This window comes from Mycobacterium arosiense ATCC BAA-1401 = DSM 45069 (assembly GCF_002086125.1).
In the GTDB taxonomy this organism is placed as follows: Bacteria; Actinomycetota; Actinomycetes; order Mycobacteriales; family Mycobacteriaceae; genus Mycobacterium; species Mycobacterium arosiense.
In genome coordinates, this window is sequence record NZ_MVHG01000038.1 from 1 (window position 1) to 26,975 (window position 26,975).

Genomic DNA, 26,975 nt, shown 5'->3' on the forward strand with positions numbered 1-26,975 from the left:
ACCCGGCGGGGCGATCTCTTTTCTGTCGACCCGAGGGTCTGACTCCAACACGCCGCGAGACGGCTCGAGACGCCCCGGCCCACAAACCCCTAATTCAGCAAGCTCCTAGCGCCCCTGCCGCCTTCGCCGAAACCGCCCGGCTGGTCGGGCCTCGGCGATCACCCGCCCCGCATCACGATCCGGTCTCGGTGTGTCGGCGCCGGTGTCGAGGCCACAGTTCTTAACATCAGCACCGATGGTAACGAGAACAACAATTGCCACATCCGCCTCAGGCGTGTTGCTGGTCGCGGCCGTCGCCCTGTCCGGCTGCACGCCGCGGCCCGACGGCCCGGGCCCGGCCGCGGAGAAGTTCTTTCGCGCCCTGGCCGTCGGCGACACCGCGACCGCCGCGCAACTCAGCGACAGCCCGAACGAAGCCCGCGAAGCCCTCAACGCGGCCTGGTCGGGTCTGCAGGCAACCCACCTCGACGCGCAACTCCTCAACGCCAAGTACGCCGAGGACAGCGGCACGGTCGGCTACCGCTTCACCTGGCACCTGCCCAAAAACCGCACCTGGACCTATGACGGCCAGCTGAAGATGGCCCGCGACGAGGGCCACTGGGCGGTCCGTTGGACCGCCAACGCGCTGCACGCCAAGCTGGGCGAGCACCAGACGTTCGCGTTGCGCGCCGACCGGCCGCACCGCGCCTCGGTGAACGAGGTCGGCGGCAGCGAGGTGCTGGTGCCGGGCTACCTGTACCACTACACGCTGGACGCCACCCAGGCCGGACCGGCCTTGTTCGGCACGGCGCACGCCGTCGTCGACGTGCTGCACCCCTTCAACGACGCCCTCAACGATCCGCAGCTACTCGCCGAGCAGGCCAGCGCGACGCCCCACCCGGTGGACCTGGCGGTGACGCTGCACCCCAACGACAACGACAAGGTGTTCCCGCTGATCGGGCACCTGCCCGGCGTCGTGGTCACGCCCCAGCCCGAGATGCTGCCCACCGACCCGCATTTCGCCCCGGCGGTCATCTCCGCGGTGAAAAAGGCGGTGATCGACCAGCTCGACGGCGAAGCGGGCTGGCGGGTGGTCAGCGTCAACCAGAACGGCGTCGAGGTGGAGGTGCTGCACGAGGTCGAGGGGTCACCGGCGCCGTCGGTTTCGCTCACCCTGGACCGCACGGTGCAGAACGCCGCCCAGCGCGCCGTCGACAACAAGGGCGGCAAGGCGATGATCGTGGTGATCAAGCCGTCGACCGGAGAAATCCTCGCGATCGCGCAGAACGGCGCGGCCGACGCGGACGGTTTACCCGCCACCAACGGCCTGTTCCCACCCGGGTCGACGTTCAAGATGATCACCGCCGGCGCTGCCATCGACCGCGGCATGGCCACGCCCAACTCAATGCTCGGCTGCCCGGGTCACCTCGACATCGGGCACCGCACCGTGCCCAACTACGGCGGCTTCGATCTCGGCGTGGTGTCGCTGTCGCGCGCGTTCGCCAGCTCGTGTAACACCACCTTCGCGGAGTTGAGCAGCCGGATGCCGCCGCGCGGCCTGACCCAGACGGCGGCCCAATACGGGTTCGGCGTCGACTACACCGTGGACGGCGTCTCCACCGTGACGGGGTCGGTGCCACCGACTGTGGACCTGGCCGAACGAACCGAGGACGGCTTCGGCCAGGGCAAGGTCCTGGCCAGCCCGTTCGGCATGGCCTTGGTGGCGGCGACGGTCGCCGCCGGCAAGACACCCGTGCCCCAACTGATCGTGGGCCGCCAGACGGCGGTTCAAGGGGACACCACGCCGATCAGCCCGAAGATGATCGACGCGCTGCGGCCGATGATGCGGCTGGTGGTGACCAACGGGACCGCCAAGGAGATCGCCGGCTGCGGCGAGATCTACGGGAAGACCGGCGAGGCCGAGTTCCCGGGCGGATCGCATTCCTGGTTCGCCGGCTACCGCGGCGACCTGGCCTTCGCGTCGCTGATCGTCGGGGGCGGCAGCTCCGAGTGGGCGGTTCGGATGACGAAGTTCATGTTCGAGGCGCTGCCGCCGAACTTCCTGGCCTAGCGCCGGTCGCAAGTGCGGCGCGTGCGCCGGGCGCAGCGGGGCGGCGCCATCTGACCTAGCGCCGGTCGCAAGTGCGGCGCGTGCGCCGGGCGCAGCGGGGCGGCGCCATCTGACCCAGCGCCGGTCGCTCAGCGGTAAATTGCGAACATGACCGATACCGGCGGCGACATGGTGGCCTTGCGGGTCTCCGACGCCGACCGCAACGGCACGATGCGGCGATTGCACAACGCCGTGGCGCTCGGCCTGATCGATATCGGCGAGTTCGAGCAACGCTCGTCGCAGGTGTCCTACGCGCGCACGCGCGGCGAGCTGGACCACCTGGTCGGCGATCTGCCGGGACCGGGCGCCATCGTCACCTCCGCGGCCGACCGGGTGGAGCTGCGGGGCTGGGCGGGTTCGCTCAAGCGCCACGGCGAATGGCAGGTGCCCACCCGCCTGGCGCTGGTCCGCCGGCTGGGCTCGGTGGAGCTCGACCTCACCAAGGCCCGGTTCGCCGGGCCCGTGGTGGTGATCGAACTCGACATGAGATTCGGCTCGGTGGAGATTCGGTTGCCCGACGGAGCCAGCGCGTCCATCGACGACGTCGAGGTCTACGTGGGCAGCGCCAGCGACCGACGCAAGGATCCACCTGGTGAGGGCAGGCCGCACGTCGTGTTGACCGGACGGGTGGTGTGCGGCTCGGTGATCATCCGGGGGCCGCGGCGCTCGCTGCTGCGCCGTCGGCGGCTCTGATCGTGCACCCACGCTGCCGTTAAGCTGGTCGCATGCCTGCTCGCACCGCGCTTTCCCCAGGAGAGTTGTCCCCGACTCTGCCGGTGCCCGGCAGTATCCCGCGCCCGGAGTACGCCTGGAAGCCCACGGCCAAAGAGGGCAGCGAACCGTGGGTGCAGATACCCGAGGTGATCGAGAAGATGCGCGTCGCCGGCCGGATCGCGGCCGGTGCGCTGGTGGAGGCCGGCAAGGCCGTCGCACCGGGGGTGACCACCGACGAACTCGACCGCATCGCCCACGAGTACATGGTCGACCACGGCGCCTACCCCTCCACGCTGGGCTACAAGGGCTACCCGAAGTCGTGCTGCACGTCGCTCAACGAGGTCATCTGCCACGGAATCCCCGACTCGACGGTGATCGAGGACGGCGACATCGTCAACATCGACGTCACGGCCTACATCGACGGGGTGCACGGCGACACCAACGCGACGTTTTTGGCCGGTGACGTCTCCGAAGAACACCGCCTGCTGGTGGAGCGGACCCGGGAGGCGACGATGCGCGCCATCAACGCCGTCAAGCCCGGGCGGGCGTTGTCGGTCATCGGTCGCGTCATCGAGTCGTACGCAAACCGGTTCGGCTACAACGTCGTTCGCGACTTCACCGGTCACGGCATCGGTACCACGTTTCACAACGGGCTGGTGGTGCTGCACTATGAGCAGCCGTCGGTGTCCACCATCATGCAACCGGGGATGACGTTCACCATCGAACCGATGATCAACCTCGGCGGCCTGGACTACGAGATCTGGGACGACGGCTGGACGGTGGTCACCCGCGATCGCAAGTGGACCGCCCAGTTCGAGCACACCCTGCTGGTCACCGACACCGGCGTCGAAATCCTCACCTTGCCATGACGTTTGCCTGATGACCGGAGCCCTGCTGGTCGCGGGCACCAGCTCCGACGCCGGGAAATCGGTGTTGGTGGCGGGCCTGTGCCGGTTGTTGGCACGCCGCGGGGTCCGCGTCGCCCCGTTCAAGGCGCAGAACATGTCCAACAACTCCGTGGTGACCGTCGAAGGCGGCGAAATCGGCCGCGCCCAGGCGATTCAGGCGCGCGCGGCGGGGCTGGAACCCAGCGTGCGCTTCAACCCGATCCTGCTCAAGCCGGGCGGCGACCGCACCTCGCAACTGGTGATCAAGGGTCAGGTCGCCGACACGGTCAGCGCGAAAAGCTATGTGGGGCATCGTGATCGGCTGTCCGCTACCGTCCTCGACGAATTGACCTGCCTGCGTGCCGAATTCGACGCGGTGATCTGCGAGGGTGCCGGTTCACCGGCCGAGATCAACCTGCGCTCCACCGACCTGGCCAACATGGGACTGGCCCGCGCGGCGAATTTGCCGGTGCTTGTAGTCGGGGACATCGATCGTGGCGGCCTGCTGGCGCACCTGTTCGGGACGGTCGCGGTGCTCGACCCCGCCGACCAGGCGCTGATCGCGGGCTTCGTCGTCAACAAGTTCCGCGGCGATTCCGCGCTGCTCGAACCCGGGTTACGCCAGCTGCGCGACATGACCGGCCGGCCCACCTACGGTGTGCTCCCGTACACCGACGAGCTGTGGTTGGACGCCGAGGACTCGCTGTCGGTGGTCGCGCACCGCGTCGTCGGCACGCCCGCACCCCCGCGCGGACACGAGTGGCTGCGGGTGGCCGCGGTCCGGTTGCCCCGGATCTCGAACTCCACCGACGTCGAGGCCCTGGCCTGCGAGCCGGGTGTGCTGGTGCGCTGGGTCAGCGACCCCGCCGACGTCACCGACGCCGACCTGATCGTCATCCCGGGCAGCAAGGCCACCGTCGCCGACCTGGCGTGGCTGCGCGGTCACGGCCTGGCCGAGGCGATCACCGCGCACGCCCGCGCCGGCAAGCCGGTGCTGGGAATCTGCGGCGGATTTCAAATGCTGTGCAGTCGCCTAGACGATCCGGTGGAATCCGGGACCAATGGCGTGCCCGGGCTGGGCCTGCTGGACGTCGACATCGCCTTCGATCCCGACAAGATCCTGTGCCGCTGGCAGCGCCCGCTCACCGGGTACGAGATCCATCACGGCCGGGTCACCCGCTGCGCCGAGGCGGGCTGGTTCGATTGCGACACCGCACCACAGCCGCCGGGTGTGGTGCGCGGGGCGGTCTTCGGGACCCACTGGCACGGACTGCTCGATAATGACGACTTCCGGCGCGGGTGGTTGCGCCGGGTCGCCGATGCCGCCGGCCGCGGCGGCTTCGTGGTCGGCGACGTCAACGTCGCCGCCCGCCGCGACGCGCAACTCGACGTCGCCGCCGACTTGCTGGCATCCCATCTCGACATCGACGCTATTGTCAGCCTGCTTGATGGTCCACCGCCACGGCGGCCGCATCTGGCAACTGTCTTGCGGCCCTGAAGCATTCGCGCCGAGCGCGGCGTGAACGCCGCGGTGGGCGGCACGGTCCAAAAACGGGATCCGCGTACCAGATGCGCAACACTTGTCGCGCACGCATGCCGTTTGGTTGTAGCGTGCTGGGGTGCCCTCGATGATGACCACCCTGGAGGGTTTCCCCGTGCCGGTGGTTGTGGCCGGCCCGGAGAACGGCGTCGTCGTCGTCATACTGGGCGACGCAGACCGCGTTCCGGCGGCGTACGACGCGGTCTGCGAGCGCCTGCACACCGCGTCGCTCCGAACGGTCGTGGTCGGCTTCGACCCGCGCCTGACCCCCAAGTCGCTCATCGGCATCCTCGACGTGCTGGGCATCGGCTGGGCCGTGGTGATGGGGGATCGCGCCGGCGCCGAGCTCGCCTGGGAACTGACCGCCACCCGGCTGGGCCGCTTCGTCGGACTGGTGGTGATCGACCGCGGCCACCCGCGGGTCGCCAATTACGAGGGCGCCATCACCGACGGCCACTGCCCGCCGGTCGAGATCGGCACCACCGTGTTGGTCAGCTCGCCGGCCGCCCGGGCGGTGGCGCAGGCCAGCCAGCGCTACGTCTACGCCGACTACCGCGTGGTGCACCTGGGGCGGCGCACGGTGCAGGAGTCGACCGCGCAACTGGCCGCCGAGATCATCTTGCGCACCAGCACCTGGTAACGGCTGGTTGACTGACCGTCATGGCCAGTGAAGAACCTGCCGCCGCCCAACCCGATGCCGGGATGCTGTCGTTGACCGCGCTGCAGCGGCTGGTGGGCGCCGGCGAGGTGGACACCGTCATCGTGGCGTTCGCCGACATGCAGGGCCGGCTGGTCGGCAAGCGGATCGACGCCCGGCTGTTCGTCGACGAGGTGGCCACGCACGGCGCCGAGTGCTGCGGGTACCTGCTCGCCGTCGACGTCGACATGAACACCGTGAGCGGCTATGCCGTGTCGAGCTGGGACACCGGATACGGCGACACGGTGATGCGGCCCGACCTGTCCACCCTGCGGCGCATTCCCTGGCTGGCCGGCACGGCGCTGGTGATCGCCGACGTGTGCTGGTCCGACGGCAGTCCGGTCACCGTGTCGCCGCGGGCGATCCTGCGCCGCCAGCTGGACCGGTTGGCCGACCGCGGCCTGGTCGCCGACGTCGCCACCGAGCTGGAATTCATCGTGTTCGACGAGCCCTATCGTCAGGCATGGGCCAACGGCTACCGCGGGCTGACCCCGGCCAGCGACTACAACATCGACTACGCGATCTCGGCGTCGTCGCGCATGGAGCCGCTGCTGCGCGACATCCGGCGGGGGATGATCGGCGCCGGCCTGCGCTTCGAGGCCGTCAAGGGCGAATGCAACCGGGGGCAGCAGGAAATCGGCTTCCGGTACGCCGACGCCCTGGTCACCTGCGACAACCACGTCATCTACAAGAACGGCGCTAAGGAGATCGCCGACCGGCATGGTAAGAGCCTGACCTTCATGGCGAAATACGATGAGCGAGAAGGCAACAGCTGTCACGTGCACCTCTCGCTGCGCGATGTGGCGGGCGGAGCGGTGTTCGCCGATCCCAGTCGCCCGCACGGCATGTCGTCGACGTTTTGCAGTTTCCTGGCCGGCCTGTTGGCCAGCTTGGGCGAGCTCACATTGTTCTACGCGCCGAACATCAACTCCTACAAGCGATTCGCCGACGCCAGCTTCGCGCCCACAGCGCTGGCGTGGGGAGTGGACAATCGCACCTGCGCGCTGCGGGTGGTCGGTCACGGGCCCAACACGCGCGTCGAGTGCCGGGTTCCCGGCGGCGACGTCAACCCGTATCTGGCCGTGGCGGCCGCCGTCGCCGGCGGGCTGTACGGTATCGAACGGGGCCTGGCGCTACCGGAGCCCTGCGCGGGAAACGCCTACCAGGCTCCCGGCGTCGAGCGGTTGCCCGCCACCCTGGCGGCGGCGGCCTCGGCGTTCGAAGGCTCGACGCTCGCGCGGGACGCGTTCGGCGACGACGTGGTCGCCCACTACCTGAACAACGCGCGGGTGGAGTTGGCGGCGTTCAATGCGGCGGTCACCGACTGGGAGAGGATGCGTGGTTTTGAACGGCTGTGAGTTTGATGGCGGCGACCCGCGCCGCCCGGTCATCGGCCTGACCACATACCTCGAGCGGGTGCAGGCCGGCGTCTGGGACATCCCCGCCGGGTATCTGCCCGCCGACTACTTCGAAGGTGTCATCCTGGCCGGCGGGATAGCGGTGTTGCTGCCACCGCAGCCGGCGGGCGACCAGATAGTCGATTCGGTTCTCGACGGCCTGCACGCGCTGGTGATCACGGGCGGCTACGACCTGGACCCCGCCAGCTACGGCCAGCAACCCCACCCGTGCACCGATGAGCCCCGCGCCGACCGCGACGCGTGGGAGTTCGCGCTGTTGCGGGGCGCGTTGCGGCGGGGCCTGCCGGTGCTCGGAATCTGCCGCGGCGCACAGGTACTCAATGTCGCGCTGGGCGGCACCCTGCACCAGCACCTGCCCGACGTGCTCGGGCACAGCGGACACCGGGCGGGCAACGGGGTGTTCACCAGGCTGCCGGTATCGACCGTGGCGGGCACCCGGCTGGCCGCGCTGGTCGGGGAGGCCGCCGATGCGCCGAGCTATCACCATCAGGCCATCGACAAGGTGGGCGACGGTCTGGTGGTCAGCGCGCGCGACGGCGACGGCGTGGTCGAGGCGCTGGAGCTGCCGGGGGACAGGTTTGTGCTTGCGGTGCAATGGCATCCGGAACAATCGCTGGACGACCTGCGGTTGTTCACCGCGATCGTGGACGCGGCCCGGTCCTACGCGGGACGCGTGAGCTGAGTTGAGCGCCGCGCAACTGATCAACCCCGCGACCGAGGAAGTGCTGCGCTCGGTCGAGCATGCCGACGTCGCGGCGGTCGACGACGCGGTGGCCCGGGCACGGGCGGCCCAGCGCAGGTGGGCGCGGTTGGCCCCGGCCGAACGGGCGGCTGGCCTGCGGGCCTTCGCCGAAGTCGTGGACGCCCACCTCGACGAGCTGGCCGCCCTTGAGGTCGCCAACTCGGGGCATCCCATCGCGTCGGCCGAGTGGGAAGCCGGTCATGTCCGTGACGTGTTGAACTTCTACGCCGCCGGCCCGGAACGCTTGTCCGGCAAGCAGATTCCCGTGGCCGGCGGCCTGGATGTGACGTTCAACGAGCCGATGGGCGTGATCGGTGTGATCACCCCGTGGAACTTCCCGATGCCCATCGCGTCGTGGGGGTTCGCACCGGCGCTGGCCGCGGGCAACGCCGTGCTGGTCAAACCCGCCGAGGTGACGCCGCTGACCACGATGCGGCTCGGTGCGCTGGCGGCTTACGCCGGACTCGACGCGGACCTGCTGCAGGTGATGCCGGGGCCGGGCGCGGTGGTGGGGCAGCGGTTGGTCACCCATCCCGACGTCCGCAAGATCGTGTTCACCGGGTCCACCGAGGTCGGCAAGGCGGTGATGACCGGTGCGGCCGCACAGGTGAAGCGGGTGACCCTCGAACTGGGCGGCAAGAGCGCCAACATCGTCTTCGCCGACTGCGACCTCGAGCGCGCTGCCGCGACCGCGCCGGCCGGGGTGTTCGACAACGCCGGCCAGGACTGCTGCGCCCGCAGCCGGATCCTGGTGCAGCGCAGCGTCTATGACCGGTTCATGGAGCTACTCGAGCCCGCCGTCACGCGCGTCGTCGTCGGCGACCCGGCGTCCCGGGACACCGAGATGGGGCCGCTGGTGTCCGCGGCGCACCGCGACAAGGTGGCGTCCTACGTGCCCGACGACGCCCCCGTCGCGTTTCGCGGAACCGCGCCGGGCGGCCGCGGATTCTGGTTCCCGCCAACGGTTCTGACGCCGCGCCGCACCGACCGCTGCGTCACCGACGAGATCTTCGGCCCGGTCGTCACAGTGCTGGCCTTCGACGACGAGCACGACGCCATCACGCTGGCCAACAACACCAGCTACGGCCTGTCCGGATCGATCTGGACCGACGACCTGTCCCGCGCGCTGCGCGTCTCCCGGGCGGTGGAAGCCGGGAATCTGTCGGTGAATTCGCACTCGTCGGTGCGGTACAGCACCCCGTTCGGCGGGTTCAAGCAGTCGGGGCTGGGCCGCGAGCTGGGCCCGGACGCGCCGCTGCACTTCACCGAAACCAAGAACGTGTTCATCGCGATCCGAGAGGAGTAGGTGGTGGCGGTCGATCTCACCCAACGACTGGCGGGCCGGGTGGCCGTCGTCACCGGCGCCGGCGGCGGCATCGGGTTGGCCGCGGCACGGCGGATGCGGGCCGAGGGCGCCACCATCGTGGTGGGCGACATCGACGCCGACGCGGGTGGCGCGGCGGCCGAGGAACTGTCCGGCTTGTTCGTGCCCACCGACGTGTCCGACGAGCGCGCGGTCGACGCGCTTTTCGATGCCGCGGCGCACGCGCACGGGCGCATCGACATCGCGTTTAACAACGCCGGCATCTCACCGCCCGACGACGACCTGATCGAGAACACCGAACTGCCGGCGTGGCAACGCGTTCAGGACGTCAACCTGAAGTCGGTATACCTGTGCTGCCGGGCGGCGTTGCGGCACATGGTGCCCGCGCGCAAGGGCTCGATCATCAACACGGCGTCGTTCGTCGCCGTCCTGGGATCGGCGACATCGCAGATCTCCTACACCGCATCCAAGGGCGGGGTGCTGGCCATGTCCCGCGAGCTGGGCGTGCAGTTCGCCCGGCAGGGTATCCGTGTCAACGCCCTGTGCCCGGGGCCGGTCAATACGCCACTGCTGCAAGAACTTTTCGCCAAAGACCCCGAACGGGCCGCGCGCCGGCTGGTGCACGTCCCGGTCGGCCGCTTCGCCGACCCGAGCGAAATCGCCTCGGCGGTGGCGTTTCTGGCCAGCGACGACGCGTCGTTCATCACCGCTTCGACGTTCATGGTCGACGGCGGCATCAGCGCGGCCTATGTCACCCCGCTCTAACCCAGCTCATTGGCCGCATGCGGGCCGGGTGAGGGGCTGATCGCGACCAGGCGGACGGGTTCGCCGGTACGGTCCCCGATCGACCGATCCAGCGCAGGCGCCGCGGGCGCCCAGGCGCGCGGCACCGACAGCGCACCGACCGGCGTCGCGCGATCGAAGCCCGCCCGCACGCCGCTGATGGCGGCCGGCTTGCGGAAAAGCGATCGCAGGGCCGCGGTCTTGTTCACCGAATTCAGGTGGGCGATCGCGAAATCCGACGGCGCGGTCATCGAGTTCAGCTTCGACAGCGGCGCGGTGACCGACGAAAGGGACGCATCGATCGGTGCCGGCGGTGACGACAACAGCCGATCCAAAGCGTCGGGTATCACCGCCATCACCTTGCCGCCGGACGATATGACGTCCGGGGCCGATTGCAGGGCCCAATTGCCGTTGGCCACAGCGGGATCGCCGGGTGGTTCGGGAAAGGGAGCGATCGCCGCGGCGCGGGCCGCGCCCCGGGCGTAGGCGTACATGGCGCCGGTGTTCTGCGCCCACATCGCGTCGTACTCGGCATCGACATCCGCGATCACCGTGCTGTGCTGGCCCAGACAATTCGTCGCGGCCAGCGACAGCCGTCGGGTGCGGTTGGCGGCGATCGCCGACGGCGGGACCGTCGCCGTGAAGGCCGACTGATGCGCGCCGGCCGTCGCCGTGAGCGCAGTGGCCGCGCACGCACTGCGGGCCGCGACCGTGTCGAGCCAGTCGACGTAGGGTGCGGCGGCGTCGGTGAGCGCCGCCCAATCCGGGCCCTCGCCGGCCCCAGCCAGTTTCGCCGTCACCGCCCGATAGTCGGCCGCCGCGGTGAACAGCCGCGCGGCCAACGCATCCCATGCCGCCGCGGCCCGGATTATCGAGCCCGCACCGGGACCGGAGTACATCAGCCCGGAGTTGATCTCCGGAGGTAGCGTCGCGAAATCCATTACAGCCTCCGCCCGAGGGTGGCGGTACGAGTCGTGCCCGAAAACATCAGCGTCAAACCACAGTGCACCGAATGTACCGCGCAAAAATCGGTGAACGGTCTCAACGAGCTGTGAACTCGATCCGAGTCCGGTGTGTGTTTGCGAAAGTTATGGCCCGAAAACCACGAGCGGAATGGCCATTTCGGCGGCGGTGGCCCCGCCGTGAAAGCCGACCAGGCGAGCCGTCTCCGGGGGCTCGTGTGCGCTGGCCAGCACCGCGGCGTCGCCGGAACAGACGACGACCACGTCGCCGAGGCGTTCGAGGTGTCGCGCGGCGACCGTCCCGAACATGCCGGTTGCCACCGCCTGCTCGCGGCTGTACACGGTGGCGCAGCCGTCCAGCAGTTCGCCCCACGCCGCCTGCACGTCGCCGGCCGCACCCGGCACGGTGTGCAGATACCGCACCCGCGGTTCGCCGGCCACCACCTCGATTCCCTCGGTCAGCCTGGGGTCGCGGTCGAGGTCGATTCGCGCGTGCTGGGGGACGTTGATGCCGCCGTGATCGGCGGTGACCAGCATCGCCGCGTTCGCCGGCAGCGTCTCGAGCAGGCGGGTCAGCAGCGCATCGACGTTCGTCGCCGCGGCATGCCACTGCTGCGAACCGATCCCGAAGACGTGGGCGGCGGTGTCGAGCTCGGCGGTATAGCCGTAGACCAGCCCGGGCGCCGCGCGCAGCACGTCGGCCACCAGCCGCGCGTAGTCGTCGGCCGGGTCCGCCGGGTGGACCTCGGCGCCGCGGTAGGCGGCCTCGGTCAGCCCGCTGCCCACGAACGGCGCCGGCAACACCGCGCGGGCGCTCACGCCCGTCGCCTGGAGCCGCTCGAACCAGGTCGGCACCGGCTGCCAGGTGGCCGGCGGCGGGTCGTCGCGCCACCGGACGTGGTGGAGCACCCCGCCGGTGAGCGGCACCCGGAGCGTGAAGCCGAGGATCCCGTGCTCGCCCGGCAGCGCGCCGGTGCCCAGCGACACCAGGCTGGTCGGCGTGGTCGACGGGAACGTGCAGTCCAGCCGGGTCAGCCGCCCGGTGCCACCGGCCAGCACGGTCGCCAGCAGTGGGGCGCTGTCGGCCAGCTGGGGCAGCAGGTGCCAGCCCAGTCCATCCACCAGCACGACGAGCACCCGGTCGATCCGGTCCGCGTCCACCCACTGCGCCACCGCGAGTTCGTCCGGTCTGTTCGAGGCGCTCGGGGCCCCGAGCAGGGTGGCCGCGGCGGGCAGCACGTCGCACAGAGAACCGGGCACGGGGGCCAGTCTGGTGGGGAAGTCAGACCCGCGCCAGTCGGTGGCCGGTCACCCGCAGCTGCCGGTTGGTGCTGTCGGTGAGCGCGCACAGCTGCGCGGGCGAGAGCCGGCCGCACAGCCGGCCCCAGTGCATCGCCACCACATCACCGGCGGCCACGTCGGGCACCGCGCTGTACCCGTCGACCCACACGTTTAGCACGCGCGCCGACGGTGCCGACAACGTCAGGGCCTCACCGTCCCAAGCCAGGCTGCGGCACAACACCGCCACGCGGTTGGCGTCGCGGGAAAGCACTGTGCCGGAGGTGATTCGGCAATTGTCCAGCACGCTCAGCGGTTGTTCGTCGGTACCCCGGCCCAAAAAGCGAGTCCACGGGTATACCCCGAACACGTGGAAGCAGTGGTTGGCGGCGGCCTCGCGGGCCAGATCCCCGGTGAGGTGCGACCAGTAGTGGCCCGCCTGCGGGCCGATGATCGCGAGCAACGCGTCAAAGAATCGCCGCGGGTCGAGGTCGGCGGCGACGCCACCGCCGAGCCAATAGGCCTCGACCAGGCGGTGATCCAGCGGGTCGGCGATCCCGGTCAGCTCCGACAGCACCCGCAGATACGGCCAGGCCCCGGAGAACCTCGTCGCCGCCGCGCGAACGTCGGCGACCGACCCGTCCCGCAGGGTGGCTCCCAGCGGCGGACCGCAATAGCCCAGCGCGTTGGGCGCATAGGCGTAGCGCGCGAACATCTCCGCACCCCGGTAATCGGTCAAGTGCGCCCCACCAGCTTGACCGCGTCTCGGTGCATCCGCCCGAAGTTGTAGTAGGCCGCACACGCCCCTTCGGGCGAGACCATGCACGTCCCGATCGGCGTCTCGGGTGTGCATGCGGTGCCGAAAACCTTGCACTCCCAAGGCTTGAGCACACCCTTGAGCACCTCGCCGCACTGACACGCCTTCGGGTCGGCGACCCGCACGCCGGGCATCGAGAACCGCAGCTCGGCGTCGAATTCGGCGAAGTCGTCGTGCAGCCGCAGCGCGCTTTGCGAGATGAAGCCCAGCCCGCGCCATTCGAAGTGGGGCCGCAGCGCGAACACCCTGCCCATCAGCGCCAGGGCCGCCGGGTTGCCGCGCTCGGGTACCACGCGCTTGTACTGGTTTTCCACCTCGCAACGACCCTCGCGGATCTGACGCAGCAGCATCGCGACCGAGGCCAGGATGTCCAGCGGCTCGAAACCGGCCACCACCAACGGCTTTCGGTACACCTCGGGCACGAACCGGTAGGGCCGGTTGCCGACCACCGTGGAGACGTGCCCGGGCCCGATGAAGCCGGACAGCCGCAGGTCCGGCGACTCGAGGATGGCCCTGATCGGGGGCACGATCGTGACGTGGTTGCAGAACACGCTGAAGTTGGACAGGCCCAGCTCGCGCGCCCGCACCAGCGTCACCGCGGTCGAGGGTGCGGTGGTCTCGAAGCCGATGGCGAAGAACACTACCTGCTTGTCGGGGTTGTCGACGGCGATCTTGCACGCGTCCAGCGGCGAGTAGACGAACCGGACGTCGGCCCCGCGGGCCTTGGCATCCAGCAGGCTGCCGTGCGAACCGGGCACCCGCATCATGTCGCCGAAGCAGGTGAAGACCACGCCGGGCTGGCGGGCCAGCCACATCGCGTCGTCGATGCGTCCCATCGGGATCACGCAGACGGGGCAGCCCGGGCCGTGCACCAGTTCGACGTTGTCGGGCAGCAGGTGTTCGATGCCGTGCCGATAGATGGTGTGCGTGTGACCGCCGCACACCTCCATGAACTTGAACTGCGCACCGTCGCCGCCGGCCAGGTGCTCGATGGCCACCAGCAGCTTGCGCGCCGCGGCCGGGTCGCGGAATTCGTCAACGAATTTCATTGCCGCTCCTCGTCAAACGATGGCCGACGAATCGAAGGCCTGCATCTCGGTCGTGTAGGTGTCGCCGAGTTTCTTGATGGCGGCCAGTGTCAGCAGCGCCTCGGTCTCGTCGATCTTGGCCATCGCGAATCCGACGTGCACCAGCACCCAGTCGTCCGGCGCGGGCAGGTCGTCTTCCAGCAGCCGGACGCTGATGGTCCGCTGCACGCCACTGACGTCCACCTTCGCCAAACAGTTGGCCGGGTCGGTGATCTCGACGATCCGGCCCGGAATTCCAAGGCACATGTTCGGTCATCTCCCTTCAAGTCAGCAGATCCGCGGCAACGGGTCCCCGACGAGCATGTCGACGATCCGGGTGCCGCCGAATCCGGTGCGCAGCACCACACTTTCGGCGGGTTCGGTGACGATCTGCCCGACCTCGGCCGCGTCGGCGCCCAGCGGATGCGAGCGCAACGCGTTCAGGCCGGCCTGGGCCTCCTGCGGTGCGACGACGGCGACGAACTTGCCCTCGTTGGCGACGTACAGCGGATCGATGCCGAGCAGCTCACAGGCGCCGGTAACCGTGGGCGCCACCGGGATTCGCTCCTCTTCGAGCAACACCCCTAGGCCGCAGGCCTGGGCCAGCTCGTTGCACACGGTGCCGACGCCGCCGCGCGTCGCATCACGCATCCATCGGGTGGACGGGGCGGCCGCCATCAACAGTTCCACCAGCGGGCTGACCGACGCGGTGTCGGAGGCGATGTCGGCCTCGATGGCCAGATCGCCCCTGGCCAGCATCACCGCCATGCCGTGGTCGCCCATCGACCCCGACAACAGCACCTTGTCTCCGGCGCGCACCGACTGCGCCGACAGTGTGCGGCCCGCCGGGATGACCCCGGTTCCGGTGGTGGTGATGAACAGTCCGTCGACGGCGCCCCGGGGCACCACCTTGGTGTCGCCGGTGACCACCCGCACGCCGGCTCCCGCGGCCGCCGCGGCCATGTCGGCGACGATCTCCTTCAATTCGGCGATTTCGAAGCCCTCTTCGAGCACGAATGCCGCCGCGATCCAGGACGGCACGGCGCCGGCCACCGCCAGGTCGTTACAGGTGCCGTGGATGGCGAGCGCACCGATGGAACCCCCGGGAAAGCGGCGGGGCTGCACCACAAACGAATCCGTGGACATCGCCACCCGCTCACCGCCGGGCAAGGCCAGGACCGCGCCGTCGCCCAGCGGCTCGAGCAGCGGGTTGCGGAACGCCTCCACGAACACGGCGTCCACCAGAGCCGCCGATGCCTTGCCGCCCGCGCCGTGCGCCAGCGTCACGTGATCGTCGAGCAGTCGGGGGCGGCGCCGGCGGAACGACTCGATCCGCTCGATCACGTCGCCTTCGCCGAACCGCGGCCCCGACGAGAGGTATTCACTCGCCGGCTTGTTCATCATGCCGCCCCCAAACCCTGGTCGTTACCGAGGCTTTCGTGGACGGCCAGCCACAGCTGATAACCCAGCAGCGCCTGCGACTCCTGAATCCGGTGCACGCTCTGCGAACGAACGACGAAGCAGGCGTCCACGTTCGGGTTGTCCACGAAGGCGCCCCCGTCGTAGCCGGCGAACCCGATGGTGTACAGGCCGCGCTTGCGGGCCTCGGCCAGCGCGGTCAGCAGGTTGGGCGAATTGCCGCTGGTCGACATCGCGATCGCGATGTCGCCGTCGTGCGCGCGGGCGATCAGCTGCCGGGCGAACACCAGCTCGAACCCGACGTCGTTGCCCAGCGCGGTCAGGATCGCCTGGTCGGCGGTCAGCGACCACGCCGGCAGCGGCTTGCCCAGCGGCGGCCGGGCGAACAATCTCGCCAGCGTGGTGCAGTCGGTGCAGCTGCCGCCGTTGCCGAAGGTGAACATCCTCCCGCCGGCGGCGAATCGGTGGGCCGACTCGGCGGCGGCCGCCGCCAGCAGGTCGGCGTTGGCCTCGAGCGTGGAACGCCGCAACGCCAGGCTTTCGGACGCTTTCGCGCGGGCGGACGCGGCCAGGTCGGCGAGCAGGGCCGTGGGGTCGTCCTCCTCGGCGTCGATGAACGGGTACAGGAAGTTGGTGGGTTCGTCGGTGGGGCTCATGAAACGTCCTGCTCTTCGGGGTCTGATGGCGCTGCTCCTCGGGTCCCGGCTACGCCGGCATCCTCGTCGCAGACGGGGTCTGATGGCGCTGCTCCTCGGGTCCCGGCTACGCCGGCATCCTCGTCGCAGACGCGGCTGATCGCCGTGCCGGCGTGCACCAGCACGAGCTCGCCGGGGGCGACCGGGCCGACGAGCGTGGTGATCACGTTCTCGATTCCCCGGGCGGTGCGCACCCGCGCCTGATCGCCGGCCGAAGCGCTCACCACTTCGCCCAGCCGGCCTTCGTCGCTACACGTCACGCACATCTCGTCGTCCTGGCAGCGGCCGGGTTTGAGCAACCCGGGATGCTCGAAGCACACGTGGGTCAGCTCCCACAGCAGGTGGTAAAAGAGCACGAAGCCGCCGGTGGCCGGGACGCGCGGGTCGGGATCGTCCAGCCAGAGCACGTGATCGGCCATCGCGGCCGCTGGTGCATCGCCGCTGCCGATCCAGATCGTGGTCGCCCCCCAGGCCGGTGCGCGCAGCATCACCGACCGCACTTGCGCGTTTTCCGCACCCGAGATCGCGACCACGATGTCACCCGGCCGCACCGAGACCCGAACCAGATCAACCAGATCGGGCCCGGTGAGCGCGACCGCCGGCAGGGCCCGCTTGCCCACGATCACCGGATGCACGAATTCGACCGCGATGTGCAGCGCGTGCGGTTCCCAGGACGGCGCGATGGACCACATGGTGGCGCCGGCGGCGAATCGTTTGGCCAGCGTCAGGGCGGTGGCGGCGAGGTCCTCGGCCAGTTCGGGACTCAGGCCGCGATCGATGGCGGTGGTGATCATCGCGTCGACTCCTCCTCCCGCGCGATCAGTACCGAGACCGCGGCCTGACCCAGGGCCAGCCCGCCGTCGTTCGGCGGCACGACATGATGGGTGAGTACTTCAAACCCATTGCGCTGCAACCTTGTCCGGCAGGCCTGGAGCAACAGCACGTTCTGGAACACCCCGCCGGTGAGGCCCACCATCCGGGTGCCGCCGGCCACCCGGGTGACCACCTCGGTGACGGCGTCGGCGACGGCCCGGTGAAACGCCGCGGCCAGCGTCGCCGGTGGTGTCCCGGCGTACAGCGCCGCGACCATGGTCTGCACCATCGGAGCCGGATCGATCACCCCGTCGGGGCGCACCACCAGCGGCAGCGACGGCCCCGCGGACTCCATGCCGGCCGACTGCGCCAGCGCCTCGAGTTCGATCGCGGCTTGCCCCTCGTAGTCGATGCGGTGTCGCACCCCGAGCAGGGAGGCGACCGCGTCGAACAGGCGGCCCACACTCGAACACGGCACGCAGCCCGTCCCGGTGTCCAATTGCGAACGGATGAGGCGCAGTTCGTCGTCGCTCGCCGCGGCCACCGGCGCCAGGTCGGGGGTCCAGTCGATGTCGGCCATCCACAACTGGGACAGCGCCATCCGCCACGGATTGCGCACGGCGGCGTCACCGCCGGGCAGCGGCACCGCCAGCAGGTGTCCGGCCCGCACGAAGCGATGGCTTTGCGTTCCGAGGACCAAAATCTCACCGCCCCAGATCGTTTCGTCACAGCCGTAACCGGTGCCGTCGAAGGAGACCCCGATGATGGGTTCGCCGAGGCGCCCGTGTTCGGCCAGCAGTGAGACGACGTGGGCGTGGTGGTGCTGCACCAGGTCCAGCGGGCGCTCGTCGGCGTGGCGCTCGGCCCAGCTGCGGGTGTGATAGGCCGGATGCAGGTCGGCGGCCAAACGCGCCGGCCGGCCGCGGATCTCGCTGAGCTGGGTCACCGCGCGCTCGAACGCGCGCAGCGTCGCCCAGGTGGCCATGTCGCCGATGTGGCCGGACAAATATGCCCGGCCGCCGTCGGTGAGGCAGCAGGTGTTCTTCAGTTCGCCGCCCACGGCCAGCACGGCGGGGCCCTCGAGCCGCAGGTCGATCGGCAGCGGCGCATAGCCCCGGGACCGGCGGATGGGCAGCTCGTGGGCGCCCTGCTCGCCGTGGACCACGCGCACCACCGAGTCGTCGCACGGTACATGGATCGGCCGGTCGTGGTCGAGCACCGCCTCGCACAGGGCGGGAAGGCGTTGCGCCGCATCCTCATCGGTGAAGCAGATCGGCTCATCGGAGCGGTTGGCGCTGGTCAGCACCAGCGCGTCGGGCACCGGTCCACCCGCCCCCGGCACCGCCGACAGCAGCAGGTGGTGAATGGGGGAGTACGGCAGCATCAGCCCCAGCAGCGGGCTGCCGGGCGCGACGGCATCGGCCACCGCCGCGCCGGGGCGCCGCCGCAGCAGCACGATCGGGCGGGCCGGGCCGGTCAGCACCGAGGCCTCGGTGTCGTCGACGTAGGCGTAACGGCGCGCCACGTCGAGGTCGCGGACCAGCATGGCAAAGGGCTTGGCGCCGCGCGCTTTCCGCGCTCGCAGCCTGGCGACCGCCGTTGCGTCGTCGACGGCGCAGGCCAGGTGGTAACCACCGATTCCCTTGATGGCCACCACGGCGCCACAGGCGAGCGCGGCTTGGGTGGCGCTCAGCGCCGCGTCGCAGCCGTTGACCCGGCCGGCCGGCGAGGCGAACCACAGCGTCGGCCCGCAGTCCGGACAGGCGATCGGTTGCGCGTGGAAGCGACGGTCCGCCGGATCGTGGTATTCGGCGGCGCAGCGGGCGCACATGGCGAACGCCGACATGGTGGTGGCGGGCCGGTCGTACGGCAATTCCTCGATGATGGTGAACCGCGGACCGCAATTGGTACAGGTCACGAACGGGTGCCGGTAGCGCCGGTCTCGCGGGTCGAACAGTTCGGCGAGGCAGTCGTCGCACACGGCGATGTCGGGCGGGATCGGCGTGGTCGTGCCGGCGGCGAATCGGCTTGGCACGATCCGAAATTCAGCCGGGCAAGCGGGGTCAACCGCGACGTCGGCGACGCGGACGCCGGTGATCCGGGCCAGGGGCGGCGCCTGCGCTCGCAGCCGGCGCCCGAACTCCGCCACCCGGGCCGGCCGGCCCTGCACCTCCAGAAAGACCGCACCCGAGTCGTTGCCGACGAACCCGGCCAGCCCCAGTTCGGTCGCGATCCGGTGCACGAACGGGCGGAAGCCGACCCCTTGAACCACGCCGGTCACCACGATGCGTTGCCGCACCTGAGTCCGGGCGGGTGACAGCAGGATGGTTTCGGCCGTCTCGGTCATGTCAAGTTCGCCTCCGGGCGCAGCGCGGGGTCGGCGCGGCCCCGGCCCATCAGCTCCAGCCCGGCCATGGCCTGTTCGGCGCCCGCCTGATCGGTCTTTTCGACGACGAAGCCCATGTGGATGATCACCCAGTCGCCCGGCGCGAACGTCTCGTCCGGCAACATACCGACGTTGACCTTGCGCTGTTCGCCGGTGACGGCGACCAGTGCGAGCTGACCCTCGAAACCGTCCAGCATGCCGATGACCCGCCCCGGTATGCCCAAACACATGGCTCAGCACCCCGTTTCGGTTGACACGGAGGGGTTTAGCGCGGCGACGATCTCTTCGACCGCCCGCGCCGCCCGGGGGACGGCCTGGGCGACCGGCTCGGTCAGGCCGATGCCCTCCTGGACGCTGCCCGCCTCGCACCCGACCACCACGGTGTAGGGCGGGCGGCCGCCCAGCGCCCGCAGGCTGGCGAAGACGGCGGCCGGATCCATGCTGTGACCGTCCAGGCCGTTCGTCTCGGCCGAACAGTCGTGGTCGGCCTGAAAGACGTGCAATGTGCCGGGATGGCCCCGGCTGGGCACGGCGTCGACGAGAACCAGCGTGTCCCACTCCTCGAGCAGGTCATAGGCCAGGTGCATGCCACGGATGCCGTAGTCGATGACCTGAACCGTCGGATCGTCCTGGGGCAGTGCGGCGTTGCGGACCACTTCGGAGCCGAACCCGTCGTCGCCCAGAAAGATGTTGCCGATCCCGGCTACCAAGATGCGCGCAGTCATGGTGGCTCCCGCATCGGCTACATCCGCCTCAACTTCAGATAGCGGCGGGCATCCGGCACGGATATCGCGCCGAGCACCAATGCGACCGCGACCACCAGCGCGACCATGGCGATGAAGATCCAACCGAGGACTTCCATGAGGAGCTCCTTTCAGGGGTTTGTGCTGTGCTGCGATTGCAGCGGCTCGACTTCGTCGGGTGAGAAATACAGGTAGCGGCCGTACCAGTCGTGCAGCTCGGCGGCCGGGTCTTCCTCGACGACGACGCCGACGTGCTTGTTGCCCTCGACGTCTGAGTGCACCGACGTGACGCGGGCGGTCTTGCCGGCGACGAAGATGTCCTGCGCGTCGGCGTTGCGCCGCGGTCGCAACCGGACCTTGCTGCCGCGCGCTATCCGGACCCCGTTCACCAGCACCGCGTCAATCTCGGGGCGGACCGCGTTGTCGGCCAGTGGGTCCCACCAATCCATGCCGTCGGGAATCTCGGGCACCAGGCCGGCGGAGGCGTCGAGCGCGTGCGGGTCACGCAGCACGCCGTGCAGCCGGGCCATCGCCTCGGGCGACATGGCGTCGCATTCGTCGATGATCCGCGCGGCCCGCGGGTCGGTGGCCCGGGCCTGCGCCTTCTCGTCGTCGGTCATCGTCATGACGCGCAGGGTGAGGATCTCGTCGATCTCGGTGCAGTCGTACAGGGCGGTGTCGCTCTGTTCGGCGACCTCGGGGTGGTCGTAGAGGATGATCGGCGAGATCAGCAGGATGTCGTCGGTGCCGGGGGGGCCGGCCAGCACGGGGAAGCAGCGATGCTGGGCGCATCGGGACACCGCATCGGTCGCGGTAGGCGGCGGCTCGAGCAGCGAGATGAACCGGCCGCCAACGACTTCGGCCATGACGTGGGTTCCGATCATGGATCGTGCGGCGGCGTCGGCCTTGTCGCGCGCGGGTGCACCTGTGTTTCTGACCCGCACCGAAACGCGTCGCAGGTCGCCGTCGGGCCGGCTCGTGACGGTCAATACGCCCCGAATGTCGTGGCGTTCGCGGACCAGCCGGCCACCGTCGACAGCCTCGAGGTCGGTTGCCGCGAGGGCCGTCACCGGCAGCGAGCGGGGTTGATCGTCAAACATGACGGGGCCGAAAGAGATCTCGCACTCCAGCGCTTCGTCCCAAGTCAACCACGATCCGGTCGCGGTCCTCAGCTCGTCGACACGTTCGAAAACGCCGTTGCCGACGGCGCGTTCGGCCCGCCGGTGCTGCAACTGCAGGAATCGCACCACCAGCGTCAGCGCCTGGGCACCGTCGACCAGGAACTCCGCGGCCAGGGTGTCGCCTTCGCCCAGGCCGGCCTCGGCCGCACCGCGTGGCCCCAAAACGCCGAACTGCCAACGTGATTGGTTCTTGCTGGACGTCCCACGGTACGGGTAGAGCAGGTAGCCTTCGTAGAGCACCGCGTCGGCAACGGCGCGGGCCCGATCCTGACTCGATGTCATCGCGTCACCTCGCGATCGACTTCATCCAGCAGCGAGGCGACCGCGTGGTCGAAGTCGAGCATCCCGCGGGCAGACTTGTAGCGGGCCAGCTGGGCGATGGTTTCGTGGCTCAGCCGGATCCACCCGCTGTTCGGATAGTGCTGTGCGACCAGGTCGCGCCACACCGCGACCGGCATCGCGTAGTGGTCCTCGCAGTCCCACGACACCTGCTGCACCGAGAAGCCACGCTCGGAGTCGACGAAAACCGTTCCGCTGAAGAGGAATTGCAGGGGGACCGCCCCGTCGCGCAGCGCGTGCAGGTATTTGGCGGCGGCCACTTCGAAGTCGTAGGTGCAATCCAGCGACAGGGTGGCGGTTGTGTGCCCGGTGAAGCCCGGCACCATGGCGGTGCAATGCTGCCAGAGGAAGGTGCGCTGGGTGCTGGCCCAGCGTTCGCGGCCGCCGAACAGGTCTAACAGCCCCGCCGCTTCGTCATCGGAGTAGGAACGGCGCGGCGGCTCGATGCGAACCTGGCACCGCAGGGCGATGGCGTGCACCGGGTCGTCGCCGCCCGCGGTGACGGCGATGCGGGCGGTCAATATCGGGCTGACGCTATACGGTTCGGCCGTCACGTCCAGCACTTCGAAGCCGACATTCATTGCGGTGTCCTTACGGCGCGGGCGGCGAGCCGATCGAAGAAGCCGTCGATGAACTCGCGGGCCTGCTGGCCGCCGTCGAAGCCGCGCCATACCATGCGCAGGCGTCCGACGAATTCGTAGCAGGCGTCGATCGGGACCAAATACGTTTCCGGTTGCGGCAATTCCTTATCCTGGGCGCTGTCGGCGACCCGAACCAGCAGCGCCTCCACGTCGTCGGCGAGCAGGCTCACCCGCGGGTCGGCGGCGCGGATCGTCTCCCAAACCTTCATGTCCAGCTCGGATTCGCATGCCCCGGCCGGTCCGGGGTAGAAGGCGACGGTGTGGCCAAGGGTGGAGTTGGTGAAGAAGAAGGCGACCCCCACCGGGATCTGCAGCGCCTCCCACACCAGGCGATCCAGCGCGAAATCGGGAAACGACAGGTACCGGTCCGGCACCGCGCGGTACCGCAGGTCGGCCGCCGAGTCGGTGAACAGCAGATAGCAGGCGCGGCAGACGCACATCAGCTGGCGGCCGGCAAGATTGACCACGTGCTGGTGCTCGTCGGCGATGGGCTCCGCACACATCTCGCAGCGCTCGCCCGCGGGCTCGGGGGCGCGTCGGTCGCTTTTGATGCGGGTCAGGACGTCGTAGGGAGTTGTCACGCGCCGGCTCCCATCGGTTCGGCCAGTGCCACCGACGGCACCCCGTCGCGCAGGAGCAGGGGCAGTGGCTCGAGGTGACTTCCGTTGGGGCCCAAGCCCGCGCGCGCGACGTCGAACTGTGTGCCGCAGCGCGGGCAGCCCACCAGCGTCTCCCTCAGCTGCGCACCCGCCAACGAGTCATCACATACCGGGCAATGGTCGCGGTAGGCCAGCGGCAGGTCGCCGACCCGGCACACCAGCAGCGGGGTGCTTAAAACCCGGAATCCCGCAACGTCGCCGGGCTCCAAGTCCGCCAGTTCCGGCAGCGGATGCCAGGATGAACCGTTCGAATGCACGTGCGCCAGCAGCGATTCGGCGGGAATCACACTGGGGGTGGGTTCGGCGGTGACCACCTCGATCGAGGAGATCTCCGGCGCCGCCGCGCGAACCGCGTCCTGCACGGCCAGCTCCAAGGTCACCGCCGACGACGGGCAGCTCTTGCGGCTGCCGGTGAACGCCAGCCGCGCGGTGAATTCTTCCGGGTGTGCGCCCGGAACCACCTCGAGCAGGTCGACGTCGCCGCCGTGCGAACCCAGGTAGGGGCGCACCCGATCCAGCGCGTCCGCGACCCTGCGGTGCACGTCGTGCGGATGCAGGCCGTGCACCAGGAGCAGGCTGGCCACCAGGTCGTCGGTGGCCAGCCGCTCGACCAGCCCCCCATCCGGCCCGGGCTCGCCGGCCACCCGCATGATCCGCTCCAGCCCGGCGCCGTAAAGCCCGACTACCTCGCGAACCAGTTGTTGGGCACGGTCGTACGCGGCGGTCCCGCCCGCGGCGCAGGAATCCAGCAGCGTCTGGATCCGATCGCCCGCTGCGCGCCACTGCGTGTCATTCGCGAAATCATCCGGGCGATCCACCATGCCTCACCCCCCGACGGGTGACTGGGTGGGCGTGTGCAGTCTGTCCAGGGACTTGCCCTTTCCCAGGTACATGTGCACACCGCAGGGCAGGCACGGATCGAAGCTGCGCACGGTGCGCATGACGTCGATCCCCTTGAAGTCGTCGCGGCCGTTCTCCTCGAAGATCGGCTGCCCCTGCACCGCGTCCTCATACGGGCCCGGTGTGCCAAAACTGTCGCGAGGGTTGGCGTTCCACGGTGTCGGTGGGTACGGGTGATAGTTGGCGATCTTGCCGTCCCGAATCACCATGTGATGGCTGAGCACACCGCGCACCGCCTCGGTGAAGCCGCATCCGATGGCCTCGTCGGGCACCTGGAATTTCTCCCACGTCTTGGTGCGCCCGGCCCGGATCTCCTCGAGCGCCTTCTCGGCGAAGTGCAAAGCGCACGCCGCCGCGTAGGCCTGGAAGTAGGTGCGCGCCCGGTCGCGTTCGAGCGTGTTGCTGCCGTAGGCGGGGATCTTCCACTCCAATTCCACGGGCCCCTTCAGCGCCGTCTTGGGCAGGTTGATCTTGACGCTGCTGCCGGTCGCCTGCACGTAACCGATGTCGACCAGCCCGGCCAGGGCCGTCGACCACAGCCGGGCCAGCGGGCCGCCGCCGGTGTCCAGCGCCAGGTGGTCCTTGCCGTCGAACCAGCGCGGTGACATCACCCAGCTGTACTTGCCGCCTTCCATGTCCCGCTTGGCCGGGTGCGGGTTGGTGTGCTGGTTCCACGGGTGGCGCCGGTCCACCGCGTTGCCCAGCGGATCGGTCTTGACGAACATCTCCTGATCGGTCCAGTCGTCGTAATACGAACTCCCCAAAAGGATTCGGATGCCCAGGTTGATGTCCACCAGCGAGTGGGTGACCAGCTTGCCGTCCACCACCACGCCCGGGGTGACGAACATGGCGTTGCCCCAGCGCTCCATGTCCTTGTACTCGAAGTTGCACACTTCGGGGTCCTGGAAGGAGCCCCAGCAGCCCAGCAGGGTGCGGCGCAGGCCGACCTTCTCGTAACCGGGCAGCGCGGTGTAGAAGAAGTCGAACAGGTCGTCGTGCATGGGCACGACCTTCTTCATGAACTCGACGTAGCGCATCAGGCGCGTCATGTAGTCGGTCATCAGCTGGACGGTCGCCACGGTGCCGACCCCGCCGGGGTAGAGCGTCGACGGATGCACGTGGCGGCCTTCCATGAGGCAGAACATCTCTCGCGTCCAGCGGCTGACCGCCAGCGCCTCGCGGTAGAACTCACCGCTGAACGGGTTGAGCGAGCGCATGATGTCCGCGATCGTGGCGTACCCGTGGGCGTCCGCGTGCGGGGCGGGCGTCTTCTCGGCCAGCGACAAGATACTCGGATTGGTCTCGGAGACCATCTTCTCGCAGAAGTCCACGCCGACCAGGTTCTCCTGGAAGATGTTGTGGTCGAACATGTATTCCGCGGCCTCACCGAGGTTGACGATCCATTCCCCCAGATGCGGCGGCTTGACGCCATACGCCATGTTCTGCGTGTAGCACGAACAGGTGGCGTGGTTGTCACCGCAGATGCCGCAGATGCGGCTGGTGATGAAGTGGGCGTCGCGAGGATCCTTGCCCTTCATGAAGATCGAGTAGCCACGAAAGATCGACGAGGTGCTGTGGCACTCGACGACTTCCTTGTTCTCGAAGTCGATCTTGGTGTAAATGCCCAGGCTGCCCACGATCCTGGTGATGGGGTCCCAGGCCATGTCGACCAGTTGGCCGGGTTCCCGCTTGGCTGGGGTGGCTTCAGGGCTGATGGTTGTCATCGCGTTACTTCTTCCCGCTTTGGCTGCTTGCGCATTTGGCTGATGCGGCGACGGTGGCTACGAATGTGAAAAGCAGCGCACCGACCCGGTAGGTGACCTACCAGGTGCGGCGCGCTCCAGTGGTGAGTTGGTCGCCGGTGTGGCGCCACCGCGGCTCTTTGTCGACGGTGCGTTCCGTGATACCCCTCAGACTGCGAATCACGGCCCCGTACAGACCCGACGCGGCGCTCGAGATCTTGCCGCCCGGCGGCTCATCCATGAACGGCATGAACTTGTCCGGGAACCCCGGCATGGTGCACCCAATGCAGATCCCGCCGACGTTGGGGCAACCCCCGACGCCGTTGATCCATCCGCGCTTGGGCACATTGCATTTGACGACGGGGCCCCAACAACCGAGCTTGACAATGCATTTCGGCGAACCGTACTCGGTGGCGAAGTCGCCCTGCTCGTAGTAGCCCGCCCGGTCGCAGCCCTCGTGCACGGTCTTGCCGAACAGCCACTGCGGCCGCAGCGCGTCGTCGAGCGGGATCATCGGTGCCTGACCGGTCGCCATGTACAGCAGGTAGGTCAGCGTCTCCGACAGGTTGTCCGGCTGGATCGGGCAGCCCGGGACGCACACGATCGGAATGCCCGCCTTGCTCTTCCAGTTCCAGCCCAGGTAGTCCGGCACGCCCATCGCCCCCGTCGGGTTGCCGGCCATCGCGTGGATACCCCCGTAGGTGGCGCAAGTTCCCACCGCCACGATGGCGGTGGCCTTGGGCGCCAACCGGTCGAGCCACTCGCTGGTGGTCATCGGCTGCCCGGTCGCCGGGTCGTTGCCGAAGCCGCACCAGTAGCCCTCGTCCTTGATCTTCTCGTTCGGAATGGAGCCTTCGACCACGAGCACAAAGGGTTCCAGCTCGCCCCGGTCGGCCTTGAAGAACCACTCCAGGAAGTCGTCCGCGCCTCCGTTGGGGCCGCATTCGAAGTCGATCAGGGGCCAGTGCACGGCGACCTGGGGGAGTCCGGGCAACGCCCCCAAGGCGATTTCCTCGACGCTGGGCTGGGTGGCAGCAGTCAATGCCACCGAATCACCGTCACAACTGAGGCCCGCGTTTATCCATAGAACATGGATCAATGTTTGTTCTGCCTTGACTGCTGCTTCCGTTGGCATGCTG

At 69.1% G+C, this 26,975-nt stretch carries 26 protein-coding genes and 1 pseudogene; 9 read left to right on the plus strand and 18 right to left on the minus strand.

The window, feature by feature from the left end; translation table 11 throughout:
• Positions 1-235: 235 nt before the first annotated feature.
• The 9 genes from BST14_RS15680 to BST14_RS15720 all read left to right on the plus strand — a co-directional run bounded on the left by BST14_RS15680 (position 236) and on the right by BST14_RS15720 (position 10,176).
• A complete protein-coding gene (locus BST14_RS15680) occupies positions 236-2,050 on the plus strand; it encodes a penicillin-binding transpeptidase domain-containing protein (protein ID WP_083065266.1) in 1,815 nt (604 codons plus the stop codon).
• 147 nt (positions 2,051-2,197) lie between these two features.
• Positions 2,198-2,782, plus strand: coding sequence for a DUF1707 SHOCT-like domain-containing protein (locus BST14_RS15685; protein ID WP_083065267.1), 585 nt, complete (start codon positions 2,198-2,200; stop codon positions 2,780-2,782).
• 32 nt (positions 2,783-2,814) lie between these two features.
• Positions 2,815-3,672: a type I methionyl aminopeptidase gene (gene map / locus BST14_RS15690; RefSeq protein ID WP_083065268.1), complete on the plus strand. Its 858-nt coding sequence runs from the start codon at positions 2,815-2,817 to the stop codon at positions 3,670-3,672.
• 10 nt (positions 3,673-3,682) lie between these two features.
• A complete protein-coding gene (locus BST14_RS15695) occupies positions 3,683-5,188 on the plus strand; it encodes a cobyric acid synthase (RefSeq protein ID WP_083065269.1) in 1,506 nt (501 codons plus the stop codon).
• 130 nt (positions 5,189-5,318) lie between these two features.
• Positions 5,319-5,870, plus strand: a complete 552-nt coding sequence (locus tag BST14_RS15700) for an alpha/beta hydrolase (protein ID WP_083065270.1) — start codon at positions 5,319-5,321, stop codon at positions 5,868-5,870.
• Between the two features lie 62 nt (positions 5,871-5,932).
• Positions 5,933-7,285 carry a glutamine synthetase family protein gene (locus tag BST14_RS15705; RefSeq protein WP_245845424.1) on the plus strand — a complete coding sequence of 451 codons (1,353 nt, stop codon included), beginning with the start codon at positions 5,933-5,935 and terminating at the stop codon, positions 7,283-7,285.
• Entirely contained in the window at positions 7,272-8,027 is a 756-nt protein-coding gene (locus BST14_RS15710) for a gamma-glutamyl-gamma-aminobutyrate hydrolase family protein (RefSeq protein ID WP_438502167.1), read from the plus strand. Before BST14_RS15705 ends, BST14_RS15710 begins: the two co-directional genes overlap by 14 nt.
• Before the next feature lies 1 nt (position 8,028).
• Positions 8,029-9,393, plus strand: a complete 1,365-nt coding sequence (locus BST14_RS15715; RefSeq protein ID WP_083065272.1) for an aldehyde dehydrogenase family protein — start codon at positions 8,029-8,031, stop codon at positions 9,391-9,393.
• 3 nt (positions 9,394-9,396) lie between these two features.
• Positions 9,397-10,176 carry a 3-oxoacyl-ACP reductase gene (locus BST14_RS15720; protein WP_083065303.1) on the plus strand — a complete coding sequence of 260 codons (780 nt, stop codon included), beginning with the start codon at positions 9,397-9,399 and terminating at the stop codon, positions 10,174-10,176.
• Here the strand turns inward: BST14_RS15720 and BST14_RS15725 are convergent.
• The 18 genes and pseudogenes from BST14_RS15725 to BST14_RS15805 form a co-directional block, all read right to left on the minus strand.
• Positions 10,173-11,135: a PPE family protein gene (locus BST14_RS15725; RefSeq protein WP_083065273.1), complete on the minus strand. Its 963-nt coding sequence runs from the start codon at positions 11,133-11,135 to the stop codon at positions 10,173-10,175. The genes BST14_RS15720 and BST14_RS15725 overlap by 4 nt on opposite strands.
• Before the next feature lie 147 nt (positions 11,136-11,282).
• The gene (locus tag BST14_RS15730; protein ID WP_083065274.1) at positions 11,283-12,416 is read right to left on the minus strand and encodes an alkaline phosphatase family protein; all 1,134 of its coding nucleotides are present in this window, start codon (positions 12,414-12,416) and stop codon (positions 11,283-11,285) included.
• A gap of 22 nt (positions 12,417-12,438) precedes the next feature.
• On the minus strand, positions 12,439-13,173 hold the full coding sequence (locus BST14_RS15735) for a DUF6390 family protein (RefSeq protein ID WP_281252807.1): 735 nt from the start codon (positions 13,171-13,173) through the stop codon (positions 12,439-12,441).
• On the minus strand, positions 13,170-14,300 hold the full coding sequence (gene hypD, locus BST14_RS15740) for a hydrogenase formation protein HypD (protein ID WP_083065276.1): 1,131 nt from the start codon (positions 14,298-14,300) through the stop codon (positions 13,170-13,172). The genes BST14_RS15735 and hypD overlap by 4 nt, the downstream gene beginning before the upstream one ends.
• Before the next feature lie 12 nt (positions 14,301-14,312).
• A complete protein-coding gene (locus BST14_RS15745; RefSeq protein ID WP_083065277.1) occupies positions 14,313-14,585 on the minus strand; it encodes a HypC/HybG/HupF family hydrogenase formation chaperone in 273 nt (90 codons plus the stop codon).
• 21 nt (positions 14,586-14,606) lie between these two features.
• Positions 14,607-15,719 carry a hydrogenase expression/formation protein HypE gene (gene hypE / locus BST14_RS15750; protein WP_083065278.1) on the minus strand — a complete coding sequence of 371 codons (1,113 nt, stop codon included), beginning with the start codon at positions 15,717-15,719 and terminating at the stop codon, positions 14,607-14,609.
• Positions 15,719-16,393, minus strand: coding sequence for a D-sedoheptulose-7-phosphate isomerase (locus BST14_RS15755; RefSeq protein ID WP_083065279.1), 675 nt, complete (start codon positions 16,391-16,393; stop codon positions 15,719-15,721). Before BST14_RS15755 ends, hypE begins: the two co-directional genes overlap by 1 nt.
• Positions 16,390-17,226 (minus strand): HypC/HybG/HupF family hydrogenase formation chaperone, encoded by an 837-nt coding sequence (locus BST14_RS15760; RefSeq protein ID WP_438502168.1) that lies wholly within the window; start codon positions 17,224-17,226, stop codon positions 16,390-16,392. Before BST14_RS15760 ends, BST14_RS15755 begins: the two co-directional genes overlap by 4 nt.
• On the minus strand, positions 17,223-19,592 hold the full coding sequence (gene hypF, locus BST14_RS15765; protein WP_083065280.1) for a carbamoyltransferase HypF: 2,370 nt from the start codon (positions 19,590-19,592) through the stop codon (positions 17,223-17,225). Before hypF ends, BST14_RS15760 begins: the two co-directional genes overlap by 4 nt.
• Entirely contained in the window at positions 19,589-19,861 is a 273-nt protein-coding gene (locus BST14_RS15770) for a HypC/HybG/HupF family hydrogenase formation chaperone (protein WP_083065281.1), read from the minus strand. The genes hypF and BST14_RS15770 overlap by 4 nt, the downstream gene beginning before the upstream one ends.
• Positions 19,862-19,864: 3 nt before the next feature.
• Positions 19,865-20,356, minus strand: a complete 492-nt coding sequence (locus BST14_RS15775; RefSeq protein WP_083065282.1) for a hydrogenase maturation protease — start codon at positions 20,354-20,356, stop codon at positions 19,865-19,867.
• Between the two features lie 17 nt (positions 20,357-20,373).
• A complete protein-coding gene (locus tag BST14_RS32650; RefSeq protein ID WP_438502169.1) occupies positions 20,374-20,493 on the minus strand; it encodes a DUF6893 family small protein in 120 nt (39 codons plus the stop codon).
• A pseudogene (locus BST14_RS15780) lies at positions 20,484-21,837 on the minus strand (hypothetical protein); the annotation flags it as partial. The gene BST14_RS32650 and the pseudogene BST14_RS15780, both read right to left, overlap by 10 nt.
• Complete coding sequence (locus BST14_RS15785; protein ID WP_083065284.1) at positions 21,834-22,475, minus strand: DUF6084 family protein; 642 nt, start codon at positions 22,473-22,475, stop codon at positions 21,834-21,836. The gene BST14_RS15785 and the pseudogene BST14_RS15780, both read right to left, overlap by 4 nt.
• Entirely contained in the window at positions 22,472-23,116 is a 645-nt protein-coding gene (locus BST14_RS15790) for a DUF5947 family protein (protein ID WP_083065285.1), read from the minus strand. The genes BST14_RS15785 and BST14_RS15790 overlap by 4 nt, the downstream gene beginning before the upstream one ends.
• Positions 23,113-24,015, minus strand: a complete 903-nt coding sequence (locus BST14_RS15795) for a NifU-related iron-sulfur-binding protein (RefSeq protein ID WP_083065286.1) — start codon at positions 24,013-24,015, stop codon at positions 23,113-23,115. The genes BST14_RS15790 and BST14_RS15795 overlap by 4 nt, the downstream gene beginning before the upstream one ends.
• 3 nt (positions 24,016-24,018) lie before the next feature.
• Positions 24,019-25,818, minus strand: coding sequence for a nickel-dependent hydrogenase large subunit (locus BST14_RS15800; protein ID WP_083065287.1), 1,800 nt, complete (start codon positions 25,816-25,818; stop codon positions 24,019-24,021).
• A 97-nt stretch (positions 25,819-25,915) separates the two neighbouring features.
• On the minus strand, positions 25,916-26,971 hold the full coding sequence (locus BST14_RS15805) for an NADH-quinone oxidoreductase subunit B family protein (protein ID WP_083065288.1): 1,056 nt from the start codon (positions 26,969-26,971) through the stop codon (positions 25,916-25,918).
• Positions 26,972-26,975: the final 4 nt, after the last annotated feature.